Raw genomic sequence first — 16,595 nt, forward strand, 5'->3', positions numbered from 1 at the left:
CAAAATTACTAGTGAATTCACAGAATAAAGTGAGTTATCCACAACTTGTGTAAAACTTTAAACTTTTAAGTTTGGATTAAGTTAATAGGTTTATAATCTGAGTAAATAAATAACAAACGGAGGCGTTTATGAAACACTTACAAAAATTTTACAAAAAAGGAGTTAAAGTTCTTGTAATCATTCTAATAGGATTTTTAAGTGGTGCATTAGGAAGTTTCGTAACATTACAACTTTATCAAAAACAAGGAAATCAAGCTACAAATAATAATTCTGGCACTGTCACTCAAACATCCTATAAGAATGAAAATTCAACCACTCAAGCAGTAAATAAAGTTAAGGATGCTGTTGTCTCAGTCATTACTTATTCTTCTTCTAGCAGTAGACAAAGTAGTGTATTTAATGCTGACGACACTAATTCTGATTCAGACAATCAACAAATCGCAAGTGAGGGATCAGGTGTTATCTATAAAAAGGATGATAAAGATGCCTATCTTGTAACTAATACTCACGTTATTAATGGAGCTTCAAAAGTTGATATACGCTTGGCTGATGGTACCAAGGTTCCTGGTGAAATTGTCGGATCTGATACCTTCTCTGATATTGCTGTCGTTAAAATTTCTTCAGAAAAAGTTACAACAGTAGCAGAATTTGGGGATTCAAGTCAACTTAGTGTTGGAGAAACAGCGATTGCTATCGGTAGTCCTCTAGGTTCAGAATATGCTAACACAGTTACACAGGGGATTATTTCAAGTCTTAATCGAAATGTTTCTCTAAAATCTGAAGATGGTCAAGCTATTTCAACAAAAGCCATTCAAACAGATACAGCCATTAACCCTGGTAACTCTGGTGGTCCACTTGTAAACATTCAAGGACAAGTAATTGGTATTACATCAAGTAAAATTGCAAGTAATGGTGGAACATCTGTAGAAGGTCTTGGTTTTGCAATTCCTTCAAACGATGCACAAAATATCATTAAACAGCTTGAAAGTGATGGTAAAGTGACTCGTCCTGCTCTTGGAATTCAAATGGTCAATCTATCAAATGTTGGAGCTAGTGATCTTAGAAAACTTAACATTCCAAGTGGCCTCACTTCAGGTGTAGTTGTTCGATCTGTTCAAAACAATATGCCAGCAAATGGACATCTTCAAAAATACGATGTCATTACCAAAGTTGACGATAAAGAGATTGCTTCATCAACAGACCTACAACACGCTCTTTACAATCATGCTATCGGAGATACTATCAAAGTAACCTACTACCGTAATGGTAAGGAGGAAACAACCTCAATTAAACTAGATAAGAATTCTGGAGATTTAGAGTCTTAATTGACATAAGTGTAAAGAAAACTTTACAGAAAGTAAAAGATATGTTAGTGTAGAATCATGGAAAAATTTGAAATGATTTCTATCTCTGAAATACAAAAGAATCCTTACCAACCTCGGAAAGAATTTGATGCAGATAAAATAAAGGAATTAGCTCAGTCAATCAAAGAAAATGGGCTCATCCAACCAATCATCGTTCGTCAATCTCCTGTAATTGGTTATGAAATCCTTGCAGGAGAGAGACGATATCGAGCTTCTCTCTTGGCTGGTCTGACCTCTATTCCAGCCGTTGTAAAGCACCTCTCAGATCAGGAAATGATGATCCAGTCAATCATTGAGAATTTGCAGAGAGAAAATTTAAATCCTGTTGAAGAAGCACGCGCCTACGAATCTTTAGTAGAAAAAGGATTTACTCACACTGAGATAGCGGATAAAATGGGGAAATCTCGTCCTTATATCACTAATTTTATTCGTTTACTTTCCCTACCAGAATATATCTTAGCTGAAGTAGAAAATGGAAAAATTTCTCAAGCGCATGCACGTTCACTAGTTGGTTTGGACAAAGAGCAGCAAGACTATTTCTTCCAACTAATCAAAAATGAAGACATCTCTGTTAGAAAGTTGGAAACACTTCTTACAGAAAAAAAAACAAGAAGCAGAAAAAAAGTGATTCTTTCATCAAATACGAAGAAGATCAATTAAAAAAACTACTCGGTTTAAGTGTAGAAATTAAACTTTCAAAAAGAGATACCGGAAAGATTATTATCTCCTTTTCAAGTCAAGAAGAATACGATAGAATTATTAACAGCCTGAAATAAGGCTGTTCTTTTATTTTCTTAACCCACAAATTTATCCACTAATTTTTTTATCAAAAACCCTATTGAATCAAGGAAATAGCTATTTATCCCCAACCTGTGGATAAATACTGCTAACATTGTGGATTCTTTTCCCCAATCTGTGGAAAAATCCTACTATCTATGGTAAAATAAGTCTAGCACTAAACTACTAAAATCATAGTAAAGGAGGAAAACTAGTTGAAAGAAAAGCAATTTTGGAATCGTATTTTAGAATTTGCTCAAGAAAGATTGACTCGATCTATGTATGATTTCTATGCTACACCTGCTGAACTCATCAAAGTAGAAGAAAATACAGCTACTATATTTCTACCGAGATCAGAGATGGAAATGGTGTGGGAAAAGCAATTAAAAGATATTATCATTGCTGCTGGTTTTGAAATTTATGATTCTGAAATCAAACCTCACTATATTTTTACTAAACCTCAGAGTACAGAATCTCCTCAAGTAAATGATACGAGTAGTGTCTCTACTTACGATTATACACCTATACTACCAACGATTCCCTATTCTGAAACAGGATTAAAAGAAAAATATACCTTTGATAACTTTATTCAAGGCGATGGGAATGTTTGGGCGGTGTCTGCTGCACTAGCTGTATCTGAAGATTTAGCTCTGACTTATAATCCTCTTTTCATCTATGGAGGACCTGGTCTTGGAAAGACTCACTTGCTCAATGCGATTGGAAATGAGATTTTGAAAAATATTCCTGATGCGCGTGTCAAGTACATTCCTGCCGAAAGCTTTATCAATGACTTTCTTGAACACTTACGACTTGGGGAAATGGAAAAGTTCAAAAAGACTTACCGTAGTCTTGATCTCTTGTTGATCGATGATATCCAATCTCTCAGTGGCAAAAAAGTCGCGACCCAGGAAGAATTTTTCAATACCTTCAATGCTCTTCATGATAAGCAGAAACAGATTGTCCTAACCAGTGATCGAAGTCCTAAACACCTAGAAGGACTTGAAGAGAGACTTGTCACGCGCTTTAGCTGGGGATTGACGCAAAATATCACTCCTCCTGACTTTGAGACACGTATCGCCATTCTTCAAAGTAAAACAGAGCACTTGGATTACCATTTCCAAAGTGATACTCTGGAATACTTGGCTGGCCAATTTGATTCAAATGTTCGAGAATTGGAAGGAGCAATCAACGATATCACTTTAATTGCCAGAGTGAAGAAGATTAAAGACATCACCATTGATATTGCTGCAGAAGCTATTAGAGCACGTAAGCAAGACGCCCGCCAGATACTTGTTATTCCAATTGAGAAAATCCAAACTGAAGTTGGTAATTTTTATGGAGTGAGCGTCAAAGAAATGAAGGGGACGAGACGAGTTCAGAACATCGTTTTGGCACGTCAGGTTGCTATGTATCTAGCTAGAGAACTGACAGATAACAGTCTTCCAAAAATCGGAAAAGAATTTGGCGGAAAGGATCACACCACCGTTATTCATGCCCATGCTAAAATCAAATCATTGATTGACGAAGACGATAATTTACGTTTAGAAATAGAAGCAATCAAAAAGAAAATTAAGTAGCTTGTGGATAACTTTTCTTTTCTTATCTTTTTTATCCACATTTTTTAAACAAGCTTAGAAGCTTAAGTTTACTAAATAGTACCCAGTTTTCCACAGAATTCACACACTCTATTATTACTATTAACTTTCTAATACTAAAAATAAATAAAGGAGAATCCATGATTCATTTTTCAATCAATAAAAATTTATTTCTACAAGCCTTAAATACCACAAAACGAGCAATCAGCTCTAAAAATGCTATTCCAATTTTATCAACAATCAAAATTGACGTTACCAATGAAGGAATTACTTTAATTGGATCAAACGGTCAAATTTCTATTGAAAATTTCATTTCTCAAAAGAATGAAGATGCTGGTCTCTTGATTACTTCTTTGGGTTCGATTCTTCTTGAAGCTTCTTTCTTTATCAATGTGGTATCCAGTCTTCCAGATGTAACGCTAGATTTCAAAGAGATTGAACAAAAACAAATTGTCTTAACTAGTGGCAAGTCAGAAATTACTCTAAAAGGAAAAGATAGCGAACAGTACCCACGAATCCAAGAAATTTCAGCAAGCACACCTTTGGTTCTTGAAACCAAACTACTCAAGAAAATTATCAATGAAACAGCTTTTGCTGCAAGTACGCAAGAGAGTCGTCCTATCTTAACAGGTGTTCATTTTGTATTAAGCCAAAACAAAGAACTAAAAACAGTTGCGACAGACTCACACCGACTTAGCCAGAAGAAATTGACTCTTGAAAAAAATGGAGATGATTTCGATGTGGTAATTCCTAGTCGATCTCTCCGCGAATTTTCAGCGGTATTTACAGATGATATTGAAACTGTAGAGATTTTCTTTGCAAATAATCAAATCCTCTTTAGAAGCGAAAATATTAGCTTCTACACTCGTCTCCTAGAAGGTAATTATCCTGATACAGATCGTTTGATTCCAACAGACTTTAACACTACAATTACTTTTGATGTGGTTAATTTGCGTCAATCTATGGAGCGTGCACGTCTCTTATCAAGTGCGACTCAAAATGGTACTGTGAAGCTTGAAATTAAAGGTGGAGTTGTTAGCGCCCATGTTCACTCTCCAGAGGTTGGTAAAGTAAACGAAGAAATCGATACGGAGCAGGTGACCGGGGATGATTTGACTATTAGTTTCAACCCAACTTACTTGATTGATTCCCTCAAGGCTTTAAATAGCGAAAAGGTGACTATTAGCTTTATCTCAGCAGTTCGTCCATTTACTCTTGTGCCAACAGATACTGACGAAGATTTTATGCAGCTTATCACACCAGTTCGTACAAATTAAGTGAAAGAGGTTGAGCCTGGCTCGCCTCTTTTATGATATAATCAAAAAAGAAAAGGAGAGTAGTATGTATCAAGTTGGAAATTTTGTTGAGATGAAAAAGCCACATGCTTGCACAATTAAATCAACAGGTAAAAAAGCCAATCGTTGGGAAATTACACGTTTAGGGGCAGATATCAAAATCAAATGTAGCAATTGTGACCACCTTGTCATGATGAGTCGCTATGATTTTGAACGAAAAATGAATAAGATTATTGACTAAGAACCCTTAGTTAGAGGGTTAGCAAGTTTTCCCTTTTTGTGTTATAATGTTAGGGATTGAAATGAGAACGGAGAATGAGAAACTATGGCTTTAACAGCAGGTATCGTTGGTTTGCCAAACGTTGGTAAATCAACCCTTTTTAATGCAATTACAAAAGCAGGAGCAGAGGCAGCAAACTACCCATTTGCGACTATTGATCCAAACGTTGGAATGGTTGAAGTTCCAGATGAACGCCTACAAAAACTAACGGAAATGATTACACCTAAAAAGACAGTTCCAACAACATTTGAATTTACAGATATTGCAGGGATTGTAAAAGGAGCTTCAAAAGGAGAAGGGCTAGGGAATAAATTCTTGGCCAATATTCGTGAAGTAGACGCGATTGTTCACGTAGTTCGTGCTTTTGATGACGAAAATGTTATGCGCGAGCAAGGACGTGAAGACGCCTTTGTGGATCCACTTGCAGATATTGATACCATTAACCTAGAGTTGATTCTTGCTGACTTAGAATCAGTTAATAAACGCTATGCGCGTGTAGAAAAGATGGCACGTACGCAAAAAGATAAAGAATCAGTAGCAGAGTTTAACGTTCTTCAAAAGATTAAACCAGTCCTTGAAGATGGAAAATCAGCTCGTACCATTGAATTCACAGATGAGGAACAAAAGGTTGTCAAAGGTCTCTTCCTTTTGACCACTAAACCAGTTCTTTATGTTGCTAATGTGGATGAGGATGTAGTTTCAGATCCAGACTCTATCGACTATGTTAAACAAATTCGAGAATTTGCAGCGACAGAAAATGCTGAAGTAGTCGTTATTTCTGCGCGTGCTGAGGAAGAAATTTCTGAGTTAGACGACGAGGATAAGCAAGAGTTTCTTGAAGCACTTGGTTTGACTGAATCAGGCGTTGACAAGTTGACTCGTGCAGCCTATCACTTGCTTGGACTTGGAACTTACTTCACAGCTGGTGAAAAAGAAGTCCGTGCTTGGACCTTTAAGCGAGGGGTGAAAGCTCCTCAAGCAGCTGGTATTATCCACTCAGACTTTGAAAAAGGGTTTATTCGTGCAGTAACCATGTCATATGATGATTTAGTGAAATATGGATCTGAAAAGGCTGTAAAAGAAGCTGGACGTTTGCGTGAAGAAGGAAAAGAATATATCGTTCAAGATGGCGATATCATGGAATTCCGCTTTAACGTTTAATAACATTTAATAAATAGTGTCAATTAGGTTGGAAAAAAATTCCAACCCTTTTGGCTTTTGAAAGGAAAAATAAATGACTAAATTACTTGTTGGATTAGGAAATCCAGGGGATAAATATTTTGAAACCAAACACAATGTTGGATTTATGTTGATTGACCAACTAGCTAAAAAGCAAAACGTCACTTTTACACATGACAAGATATTTCAAGCTGACCTAGCATCTTTTTTCCTCAATGGAGAAAAAATTTATCTCGTCAAACCAACAACATTTATGAATGAAAGTGGAAAAGCGGTTCATGCTTTATTGACTTACTATGGTTTGGATATTGAAGATTTACTCGTTATTTACGACGATCTTGACATGGAAGTTGGGAAACTTCGTTTAAGAGCAAAGGGCTCAGCAGGTGGTCATAATGGTATCAAGTCTATTATTCAACATATAGGGACTCAGGTATTTAACCGTGTTAAAATAGGTATTGGAAGACCTAAAAAAGGCATGTCAGTTGTTCATCATGTTTTAAGTAAGTTTGATCAGGATGACTATGTGGGTATTTTACAGTCTATTGACAAGGTTGACGATGCTGTAAACTACTATTTACAAGAGAAAAACTTTGAGAAAACAATGCAGAGGTATAATGGTTAAATGGTAACTTTATTAGATTTATTCTCAGAAAATGACCAGATAAAAAAATGGCATCAAAATCTGATAGATAAGAAAAGACAACTAATACTTGGTTTATCAACGTCTACCAAGGCTATTGCAATTGCAAGCAGTCTAGAAAAAGAAAATAAGATTGTGTTACTGACTTCAACTTATGGAGAAGCAGAACGAATTATCAGTGATCTTCTTTCTCTCTTAGGAGAGGAACTTGTCTATCCATTTTTGGTTGATGACTCTCCTATGGTAGAGTTTTTGATGTCTTCACAAGAAAAAATCATTTCGCGGGTTGAGGCCTTGCGTTTTTTGAGTGATCCGTCTAAGAAAGGGATTTTAGTTTGTAATATCGCAGCGAGTCGGTTAATTTTACCCTCTCCGACTAGATTTAAAGAAAGTACTATAAAAATTGCAGTTGGTGAAGAATATGATCAACATGACCTTCTTCACAAATTAAAGGAAATAGGCTATCGCAAAGTTACACAAGTACAGACCCAAGGTGAGTTTAGTATTCGAGGAGATATTTTAGATATTTTTGAGATGTCTCAGTTAGAACCTTTCCGAATCGAGTTTTTTGGTGATGAAGTAGATGGTATTCGTACTTTTGAAGTCGAAACACAATTATCAAAAGAAAATCAGACAAACCTCACTATCTTTCCAGCTAGCGACATACTTTTGAGAGAAAAAGATTATCAACGAGGACAGTTAGCTTTAGAAAAGCAAATTTCGAAGACTCTATCGCCGATTTTGAAATCCTATCTAGAAGAAATTTTGTCAAGTTTTCATCAAAAACAAGTACATTCAGATAGTCGAAAGTTTTTGTCCTTATGTTATGATAAAACATGGACTGTATTTGATTATATTGAAAAAGATACACCAGTATTTTTTGATGACTATCAAAAATTGATGAATCAGTATGAATCCTTTGAAAGAGAATTAGCACAATACTTTACAGAAGATTTACAGAATGGTAAATCATTTTCTGGGATGCAGTATTTTGCAGATACAGAGCAAACCTATAAAAAACAAAGTCCAGTTACCTTTTTCTCCAATCTGCAAAAGGGCTTAGGAAATTTCAAGTTTGATCACATTTATCAATTTAATCAATATCCCATGCAAGAATTCTTCAATCAGTTTTCTTTTCTTAAAGAAGAAATAGAGCGATACAAAAAAATGGACTACACCATTGTTTTGCAGTCTAGCAATTCAATGGGAAGTAAAACATTGGAGGATGTTTTAGAGGAATATCAGATCAAATTGGATTCCAGAGATAAGTCAAGTATCTGTAAAGAATCTGTAAACTTGATTGAGGGTAATCTAAGACATGGTTTTCATTTTGTAGATGAAAAAATTCTCTTGATTACTGAACATGAGATTTTTCAAAAGAAATTAAAACGTCGGTTTAGAAGACAACATGCTTCAAATGCAGAGCGATTAAAAGATTATAATGAACTTGAAAAAGGGGACTACGTTGTTCACCATATCCATGGAATTGGTCAATATTTAGGAATCGAAACAATTGAAATCCAAGGTATTCATCGTGATTATGTCAGTGTACAGTATCAAAATGGTGACCAAATCTCTATCCCAGTAGAGCAGATTCAGTTACTGTCTAAATATGTTTCAAGTGATGGGAAACCTCCAAAACTCAATAAATTAAATGACGGTCATTTCAAAAAGGCCAAGCAAAAAGTTAAGAACCAGGTAGAGGATATAGCTGACGATTTAATAAAACTCTATTCTGAGCGTAGTCAGTTGAAGGGTTTTGCTTTCTCAGCTGATGATGAAGATCAACATGCTTTTGATGATACCTTCCCTTATGTTGAAACGGATGATCAACTTCGTAGTATTGAGGAAATCAAGAGAGATATGCAAGATTCTCATCCCATGGATCGACTTCTGGTTGGAGATGTTGGTTTTGGGAAGACTGAGGTTGCAATGCGTGCTGCCTTTAAGGCGGTCAATGATCACAAACAGGTAGTCGTTCTAGTTCCAACGACGGTTTTAGCGCAACAGCACTATACGAATTTTAAGGAACGATTCCAAAATTTTGCAGTTAATATTGATGTGTTGAGTCGCTTTAGAAGTAAAAAAGAGCAGGCAGAGACACTTGAAAAACTAAAGAATGGTCAAGTCGATATTTTGATTGGAACGCATCGTGTTTTATCAAAAGATGTTGTGTTTTCAGATTTGGGATTGATGATTATTGATGAGGAACAACGATTTGGTGTCAAGCATAAGGAAACTTTGAAAGAACTGAAAAAACAAGTAGATGTTCTAACCTTGACAGCAACGCCAATCCCTCGTACTCTCCACATGTCTATGCTGGGAATCCGAGATTTGTCTGTTATTGAAACTCCTCCAACCAATCGCTATCCTGTTCAAACCTATGTATTAGAGAAGAATGATAGTGTCATTCGTGATGCTGTCTTGCGTGAAATGGAGCGTGGAGGTCAAGTTTACTATCTTTACAACAAAGTTGACACGATTGACCAGAAGGTTTCAGAATTACAGGAGTTGATTCCAGAGGCTTCAATTGGGTATGTTCACGGACAAATGAGTGAAATTCAGTTAGAAAATACTCTACTGGACTTTATTGAAGGACAATATGATATTTTGGTGACAACTACTATTATTGAGACAGGGGTAGATATTCCAAACGCCAATACCTTATTTATTGAAAATGCAGATCATATGGGCTTGTCAACCTTGTATCAATTAAGAGGAAGAGTTGGTCGTAGCAATCGTATTGCTTATGCTTATCTCATGTATCGTCCAGAAAAATCAATCAGTGAAGTCTCTGAAAAGAGATTAGAAGCGATTAAGGGATTTACAGAATTAGGCTCAGGATTTAAGATTGCGATGCGAGATCTTTCGATTCGTGGAGCAGGAAATCTCCTAGGAAAATCCCAATCAGGTTTCATTGATTCTGTTGGTTTTGAATTGTATTCTCAGTTACTAGAGGAAGCTATTGCTAAACGTAATGGCAATGGGAACACAAGAACAAAAGGAAATGCTGAGTTGATTTTACAAATCGATGCTTATCTTCCTGATACTTATATTTCTGATCAACGACATAAGATTGAAATTTACAAGAAAATTCGTCAAATTGACAACCGTGTCAACTATGAAGAACTACAAGAAGAATTGATGGATCGCTTTGGAGAATACCCAGATGTAGTAGCCTATCTTTTAGAAATTGGTTTGGTCAAGTCATATTTGGATCAGGTCTTTGTGGAACGTGTGGAAAGAAAAGAAAATAAGATTACAGTTCAATTTGAAAAAGTCACTCAACGACTATTCTTGGCTCAAGATTATTTTAAAGCCTTATCCGCAACGAACTTAAAAGCAGCCATAGCTGAGAATAAGGGAGTAATGGAAGTCGTATTTGATGTTCGAAACAAGAAGGATTATGAAATTTTAGAAGGTCTGCTGATTTTTGGAGAAAGTTTATTAGAGATAAAAGAGTTGAAAGACGGTAATTCCCTATAACATTTTTCTTCTATAAAAAGGATAAAAATGGTACAATAATAATTTGAGGTAATAAAAATGAGATTAGACAAGTATTTAAAAGTATCACGAATTATTAAGCGCCGCACAGTCGCAAAGGAAGTAGCAGATAAAGGTAGAATCAAGGTGAACGGAATCTTGGCCAAAAGTTCAACGGATTTGAAAGTTGATGACCAAGTTGAAATTCGTTTTGGTAATAAGTTGCTACTTGTAAAAGTACTGGAGATGAAAGATAGTACAAAAAAAGAAGATGCAGCAGGCATGTATGAAATTCTCAGTGAAACACGGGTAGAAGAAAATGTCTAAAAATATTGTACAGATGAATAATTCTTTTATTCAAAATGAACATCAACGTCGTCGTTACCTGATGAAGGAGAGACAAAAAAGAAATCGTTTTATGGGTTGGATCCTTATTTTGATGATCTTGTTGTTTATTTTACCAACTTATAACTTGGCCCAAAGCTATGATCAGTTACTGCAACGCCGTCAGCAATTGACAGAGTTGAAAGAGCAGTACCAAACTCTTAGTGACGAAAAGGATAAGGAATCCGCCTTTGCTGCAAAGTTGAAAGATGAAGACTATGTAGCAAAATATGCACGCGCCAAGTACTATTACTCAAAGAAACGAGAAGCAATTTACACAATTCCAGATTTGCTTCCGAGGTAATGTCATGGAAAATTTATTGGAAGTTGTTGAGCAATTTTTAAGTTTATCAGATGAAAAATTAGAGGAATTGGCAGCTAAAAACCATTTATTACGATTACAAGAAGAAAGGGAAGAGAAGAATGCGTAAGTTCTTAGTAGTTTTACTGCTACCTGCTTTTATCATAACCTCAAGAGTAGTTAGCACAGAAAAACAGCTTCCTTACTCTTCGCAAGAAATTTATTATCTAACCGAGTCTGATTATGGATTCTACTATAAAGAAACTCTGGAAACCCCAATGGTTTACGGAGAAACAGCTGTCTATGCTAATGAGGACCTTGTCAAGGAGTCTGGTAAATTAACTTCTGGAACCACCTTTAAAATAGTAGAATGGCGTTTGAATAAACAAGGTGTTCCTGTTTTTAAATTAGATAATCACCAGTTTATCCTTGCAGATAAGCGTTTGGTCTATGATCAAAGTCAAGTTCAAACTCAAAATAGACAAGTATGGTTGGAGCCGGGGTTTGTTATCTATAACAGCCCTTATGACTCCAAAGAAATTTCTTCATCCCTCTCTCCCTATCAACGCGTAACAGTGGATAGAACTCTCTTTGCTGAGGGACAAGAATTTCTTCATATTGATCAAGTTGGGTGGGTATCAAAAGAGTTCACCTCAGAAGAAGACAATCGCATCCAGAAGGTTCAAGAAGTTTTATCAAACAACTATCAGAATGAAAATTATTCTATTTATGTTAAACAACTGAGTACAGGTAAAGAGGCTGGGGTGAATGAAGACAGCAAACTCTATGCAGCTAGCATCTTGAAACTAGCCTACCTTTATTATGCTCAAGATAAGATAAATCAAGGGGAATATACGCTAGACAGTAGCTTCAAGTATATCCCAGAAGTAAATAGTTTTCCTGGGTCCTATAAACCAGAAGGTAGTGGTAGCTTGCCTAAAAAAGAAGATAACAAAGAATACAGTCTTCAACAGTTAATTACCAAGGTAACAAAAGAGTCTGACAATGTTGCTCATAATATTTTAGGTTATTACGTGACCAATCAATCTGACGGGGCTTTCAAAGAAAAAATGTCCATCATTATGGGTGAAGATTGGGATGTGAATGATAAATTGACTTCTTCAAAAATGGCTGGAAAGGTCATGGAAGCTATTTATAATCAGAATGGTTTTGTCTTAGAGTCTCTAGGTAAGACCGATTTTGACAACCAACGAATTGCAAAAGGTGTTTCGGTTAAGGTAGCTCATAAAATTGGAGATGCCGACGAGTTTAAACATGACACTGCCATTGTTTATACGGATTCTCCTTTTGTTCTTTCTATTTTTACCAAAAATTCTGATTATGATACTATTGCTAAGATAGCCAAGGATGTCTATGAGGTTCTAAAATGAGGGAACAGGATTTTTTAAATCATTTTCTCCGAAAGGAGTATTTCAAAGAACATTCTAAAGTTTTATTGGCTCTGTCTGGTGGACTGGATTCAATGTTTTTATTCCAGCTATTGTCTACTTACCAAAAAGAGTTGGGAATTGAATTGATTTTAGCACATGTAAATCACAAGCAGAGAAGTGAGTCTGACTGGGAGGAAAATGAACTAAGGAAGTTAGCTGATGCAGCTGAACTTCCTATTTATGTCACAAGCTTTTCAGGAGACTTTTCAGAAGCGCGTGCTCGAGAGTTTCGTTATGATTTTTTTAGGAAAATCATGAAAGAGGTTGGAGCGACTGCCTTGGTTACTGCCCACCATGCAGATGATCAGGTTGAAACGATTTTGATGCGCTTGATTCGAGGAAGTCGGCTACGCCATTTAACAGGAATAAAAGAAAGTCAAGTAGTTGATGATATTGAAATTATCCGTCCCTTGCTGCCTTTTCATAAAAAAATTTTTCCACAAATTTTTCATTTCGAAGATCAAACAAATCAGGAAAATACCTATTTTCGCAATCGCATTCGGAATAGGTATTTACCAGAACTTGAAAAAGAAAATCCTCGTCTTAAATCCGCCCTTTTAGATTTAGGAAGGGAAATTTCAGATTACCAAGCAACAATAACGGAACTTTCTAAACAAATTGATGTGGAAGATTTGAATGAGCTATTTTCATACTCTCAACAAACTCAAGGGGTCTTACTTCAGAACTATCTCAATCAATTTCCAGACTTAAATCTGACGAAGGCTCAGTTTGATGAAGTTCGACAGATTTTAGCAACGAAAAGCCAGTATCGTCATTCTCTTAAAAATGGTTACGAATTGATAAAAGAGTATCAACAGTTTCAAATTTGTAAAATCAGTCCTCAGGCCGATGAAAAGGAAGATGAACTTGTGTTACACTATCAAAATCAAGTTCGATATATGGGTTATTTATTTTCCTTTGGTATTCCTATTGAAGGGGATTTTGTTCAAAAAGTAACGGTTTCACGGGAAACATCTGTACATATTAGATGTCGAAAACCTGGCGATGTTCTTATCCTGAATGGGCATCGAAAGAAACTGAGACGTTTATTTATAGATTTGAAAATTCCTATGGAAAAACGAAAAACAACCCCTATTATTGAGCAATTTGGAGAAATTGTCTCAATTTTAGGAATTGCGACCAGTGATTTGAGTAAAAACACGAAAAATGATATAATGAACACTGTAATTTATATAGAAAAAATAGATAGGTAAAAAGATGTTAGAACACGATATTAAAAAAATCCTCGTTTCACATGATGAAATTACAGAAGCAGCTAAAAAGCTAGGTGCACAACTAACAAAAGAATATGAGGGGAAAAATCCAATTCTTATTGGAATTCTGAAAGGATCGATTCCTTTTATGGCTGAATTGGTCAAACATATTGATACGCATATTGAGATGGACTTCATGATGGTATCTAGTTACCATGGTGGAACAGCAAGTAGTGGTGTTATCAATATTAAGCAAGATGTGACTCAAGATATCAAAGGAAGACATGTTTTATTTGTAGAGGATATCATCGATACAGGTCAAACTTTGAAGAGTTTGAGAGATATGTTTATTGCAAGAGAAGCAGCTTCTGTTAAAATCGCGACTTTGTTGGACAAACCAGATGGACGCGTTGTTGAAATTGAAGCGGATTATACTTGTTTTACTATTCCAAATGAGTTTGTAGTAGGTTATGGTCTGGATTATAAGGAAAATTATCGTAACCTTCCTTATGTCGGAGTATTGAAAGAAGAAGTTTATTCAAATTAGAAAGATCTATCTTTAATGAAAAAACAAAATAATGGTTTAGTTAGAAATCCATTTCTATACTTGTTAATTATCTTCTTCCTAGTGACAGGATTCCAGTATTTTTACTCTGGAAATACTGCTGGGAGAAGTCAGCAAATTAATTATACGGAATTGGTCAAAGAAATCACAGATGATAATGTAAAAGAACTGACTTATCAACCAAATGGTAGTGTGATTGAGGTTTCAGGTGTTTATAACACAGCAAAAGATACCAAAGAAGAAACAGGTATTCAGTTTTTCTCACCTGCTACAACAAAAGTCGAGAGATTCTCAAGTATTATCCTCCCATCTGATACAACAGTAGCAGATTTGCAAAAATTAGCCGCAGATCATAAAACACAGGTTGCAGTCAAACATGAGAGTTCAAGCGGTATGTGGATCAATATCCTTGTCTCTGTTGTGCCATTTGCTATTCTTTTCTTCTTCTTATTCTCTATGATGGGAAATATGGGAGGAAATAATAGTAGAAATCCAATGAGTTTTGGACGTAGCAAGGCCAAGGCTGCTAACAAGGAAGATATTAAGGTTCGTTTCTCGGATGTTGCAGGTGCTGAGGAAGAAAAACAAGAATTAGTAGAAGTTGTTGAATTCCTAAAAGATCCAAAACGCTTTACCAAACTTGGTGCGCGTATTCCTGCAGGTGTTCTTTTGGAGGGACCTCCGGGAACAGGTAAGACCTTACTTGCTAAGGCAGTTGCTGGGGAAGCAGGTGTTCCATTCTTTAGTATCTCAGGTTCTGACTTTGTAGAAATGTTTGTCGGAGTTGGTGCAAGCCGCGTTCGTTCTCTTTTTGAGGATGCAAAAAAAGCAGCGCCAGCCATCATCTTTATCGATGAAATTGATGCTGTTGGTCGCCAACGTGGTGTTGGTCTTGGTGGAGGAAATGATGAACGTGAACAAACCTTGAACCAACTCTTGATTGAAATGGATGGTTTTGAGGGAAATGAAGGAATCATCGTTATCGCTGCGACGAACCGTTCAGATGTTCTAGATCCAGCTCTTCTCCGTCCAGGACGTTTTGATAGAAAAGTTTTAGTTGGTCGCCCTGATGTTAAAGGTCGTGAAGCAATCTTGAAAGTTCACGCTAAAAATAAACCTCTGGCAGACGATGTTGATTTGAAACTAGTTGCCCAACAAACCCCAGGCTTTGTGGGAGCTGACTTAGAAAATGTTCTAAACGAGGCAGCCTTGGTTGCAGCCCGTCGCAACAAATCAATCATTGATGCTTCAGATATTGATGAGGCAGAGGACAGAGTGATTGCTGGACCATCTAAGAAGGATAAAACAGTATCACAAAGGGAACGTGAATTGGTTGCCTACCACGAGGCTGGACATACCATTGTTGGTTTAGTCTTGTCAAATGCCCGTGTTGTTCATAAAGTTACCATCGTACCACGTGGACGTGCAGGCGGATACATGATTGCACTTCCTAAAGAAGATCAAATGCTTCTGTCTAAAGAAGATATGAAAGAGCAATTGGCAGGTTTGATGGGTGGTCGTGTAGCTGAAGAGATTATCTTTAATGTTCAAACTACAGGGGCCTCAAATGACTTTGAACAAGCTACTCAGATGGCCCGTGCAATGGTCACTGAATACGGTATGAGTGAAAAACTAGGACCAGTTCAATACGAAGGTAATCATGCTATGTTTGGTGCACAAAGTCCTCAAAAATCAATTTCAGAACAAACAGCCTATGAGATTGATGAAGAAGTACGTTTATTATTAAATGAGGCACGAAATAAAGCAGCTGAAATTATTCAATCAAATCGTGAAACCCACAAGTTGATTGCAGAAGCATTGTTGAAATACGAAACATTGGATAGTGCGCAAATCAAATCTCTCTACGAAACTGGAAAAATGCCTGAGACCGTAGAAGAGGAATCCCATGCACTATCTTATGATGAAGTAAAATCAAAAATGAGTGAAGAAAAATAAATTTAGAGAGGTTCAACCTCTCTTTTTATGTTCTAATGTGATGGCTACCGAGCAGATGCCCTGATAGTCGACCCTCCTCGTACAGGCTTAGATGATAAGCTACTGGAT

14 protein-coding genes and 1 pseudogene are annotated in these 16,595 nt (G+C 36.4%); all 15 read left to right on the forward strand.

Going from position 1 to position 16,595, the window contains the following annotated elements:
- The first annotated feature begins 128 nt into the window (after positions 1-128).
- The 15 genes and pseudogenes from SORDD15_RS08650 (at position 129) to ftsH (ending at position 16,487) form a co-directional block, all read left to right on the forward strand.
- Positions 129-1,325 (forward strand): serine protease HtrA, encoded by a 1,197-nt coding sequence (locus SORDD15_RS08650; protein WP_061416372.1) that lies wholly within the window; start codon positions 129-131, stop codon positions 1,323-1,325.
- 57 nt (positions 1,326-1,382) lie between these two features.
- Positions 1,383-2,140, forward strand: a pseudogene (locus SORDD15_RS08655) (ParB/RepB/Spo0J family partition protein).
- A gap of 216 nt (positions 2,141-2,356) precedes the next feature.
- Positions 2,357-3,718, forward strand: coding sequence for a chromosomal replication initiator protein DnaA (dnaA, locus tag SORDD15_RS08660; protein WP_061416375.1), 1,362 nt, complete (start codon positions 2,357-2,359; stop codon positions 3,716-3,718).
- A 158-nt stretch (positions 3,719-3,876) separates the two neighbouring features.
- Entirely contained in the window at positions 3,877-5,013 is a 1,137-nt protein-coding gene (dnaN, locus tag SORDD15_RS08665) for a DNA polymerase III subunit beta (protein WP_061416378.1), read from the forward strand.
- Positions 5,014-5,077: 64 nt separating this feature from the next.
- Positions 5,078-5,272, forward strand: a complete 195-nt coding sequence (locus SORDD15_RS08670; RefSeq protein ID WP_061416381.1) for a DUF951 domain-containing protein — start codon at positions 5,078-5,080, stop codon at positions 5,270-5,272.
- Positions 5,273-5,356: 84 nt separating this feature from the next.
- The gene (ychF, locus tag SORDD15_RS08675; protein ID WP_061416384.1) at positions 5,357-6,472 is read left to right on the forward strand and encodes a redox-regulated ATPase YchF; all 1,116 of its coding nucleotides are present in this window, start codon (positions 5,357-5,359) and stop codon (positions 6,470-6,472) included.
- A gap of 73 nt (positions 6,473-6,545) precedes the next feature.
- Entirely contained in the window at positions 6,546-7,115 is a 570-nt protein-coding gene (gene pth / locus SORDD15_RS08680) for an aminoacyl-tRNA hydrolase (protein WP_061416387.1), read from the forward strand.
- Positions 7,116-10,619 (forward strand): transcription-repair coupling factor, encoded by a 3,504-nt coding sequence (gene mfd / locus SORDD15_RS08685; RefSeq protein ID WP_061416390.1) that lies wholly within the window; start codon positions 7,116-7,118, stop codon positions 10,617-10,619.
- A gap of 57 nt (positions 10,620-10,676) precedes the next feature.
- Positions 10,677-10,943: an RNA-binding S4 domain-containing protein gene (locus tag SORDD15_RS08690; RefSeq protein ID WP_001234975.1), complete on the forward strand. Its 267-nt coding sequence runs from the start codon at positions 10,677-10,679 to the stop codon at positions 10,941-10,943.
- Entirely contained in the window at positions 10,936-11,304 is a 369-nt protein-coding gene (locus SORDD15_RS08695; RefSeq protein ID WP_061416393.1) for a septum formation initiator family protein, read from the forward strand. Before SORDD15_RS08690 ends, SORDD15_RS08695 begins: the two co-directional genes overlap by 8 nt.
- Before the next feature lie 4 nt (positions 11,305-11,308).
- Positions 11,309-11,431, forward strand: a complete 123-nt coding sequence (locus tag SORDD15_RS10620) for an SP_0009 family protein (RefSeq protein ID WP_000429343.1) — start codon at positions 11,309-11,311, stop codon at positions 11,429-11,431.
- On the forward strand, positions 11,424-12,692 hold the full coding sequence (locus SORDD15_RS08705) for a serine hydrolase (protein ID WP_061416396.1): 1,269 nt from the start codon (positions 11,424-11,426) through the stop codon (positions 12,690-12,692). The genes SORDD15_RS10620 and SORDD15_RS08705 overlap by 8 nt, the downstream gene beginning before the upstream one ends.
- Positions 12,689-13,966 carry a tRNA lysidine(34) synthetase TilS gene (gene tilS, locus SORDD15_RS08710; protein WP_061416399.1) on the forward strand — a complete coding sequence of 426 codons (1,278 nt, stop codon included), beginning with the start codon at positions 12,689-12,691 and terminating at the stop codon, positions 13,964-13,966. The genes SORDD15_RS08705 and tilS overlap by 4 nt, the downstream gene beginning before the upstream one ends.
- Positions 13,967-13,970: 4 nt before the next feature.
- Positions 13,971-14,513, forward strand: coding sequence for a hypoxanthine phosphoribosyltransferase (gene hpt / locus SORDD15_RS08715; protein WP_061416400.1), 543 nt, complete (start codon positions 13,971-13,973; stop codon positions 14,511-14,513).
- Between the two features lie 15 nt (positions 14,514-14,528).
- The gene (ftsH, locus tag SORDD15_RS08720; protein WP_061416403.1) at positions 14,529-16,487 is read left to right on the forward strand and encodes an ATP-dependent zinc metalloprotease FtsH; all 1,959 of its coding nucleotides are present in this window, start codon (positions 14,529-14,531) and stop codon (positions 16,485-16,487) included.
- The last annotated feature ends 108 nt before the right edge of the window (positions 16,488-16,595 follow it).

The sequence above is a fragment of the Streptococcus oralis genome, from assembly GCF_001578935.1.
In the GTDB taxonomy this organism is placed as follows: domain Bacteria; phylum Bacillota; class Bacilli; order Lactobacillales; family Streptococcaceae; genus Streptococcus; species Streptococcus oralis_R.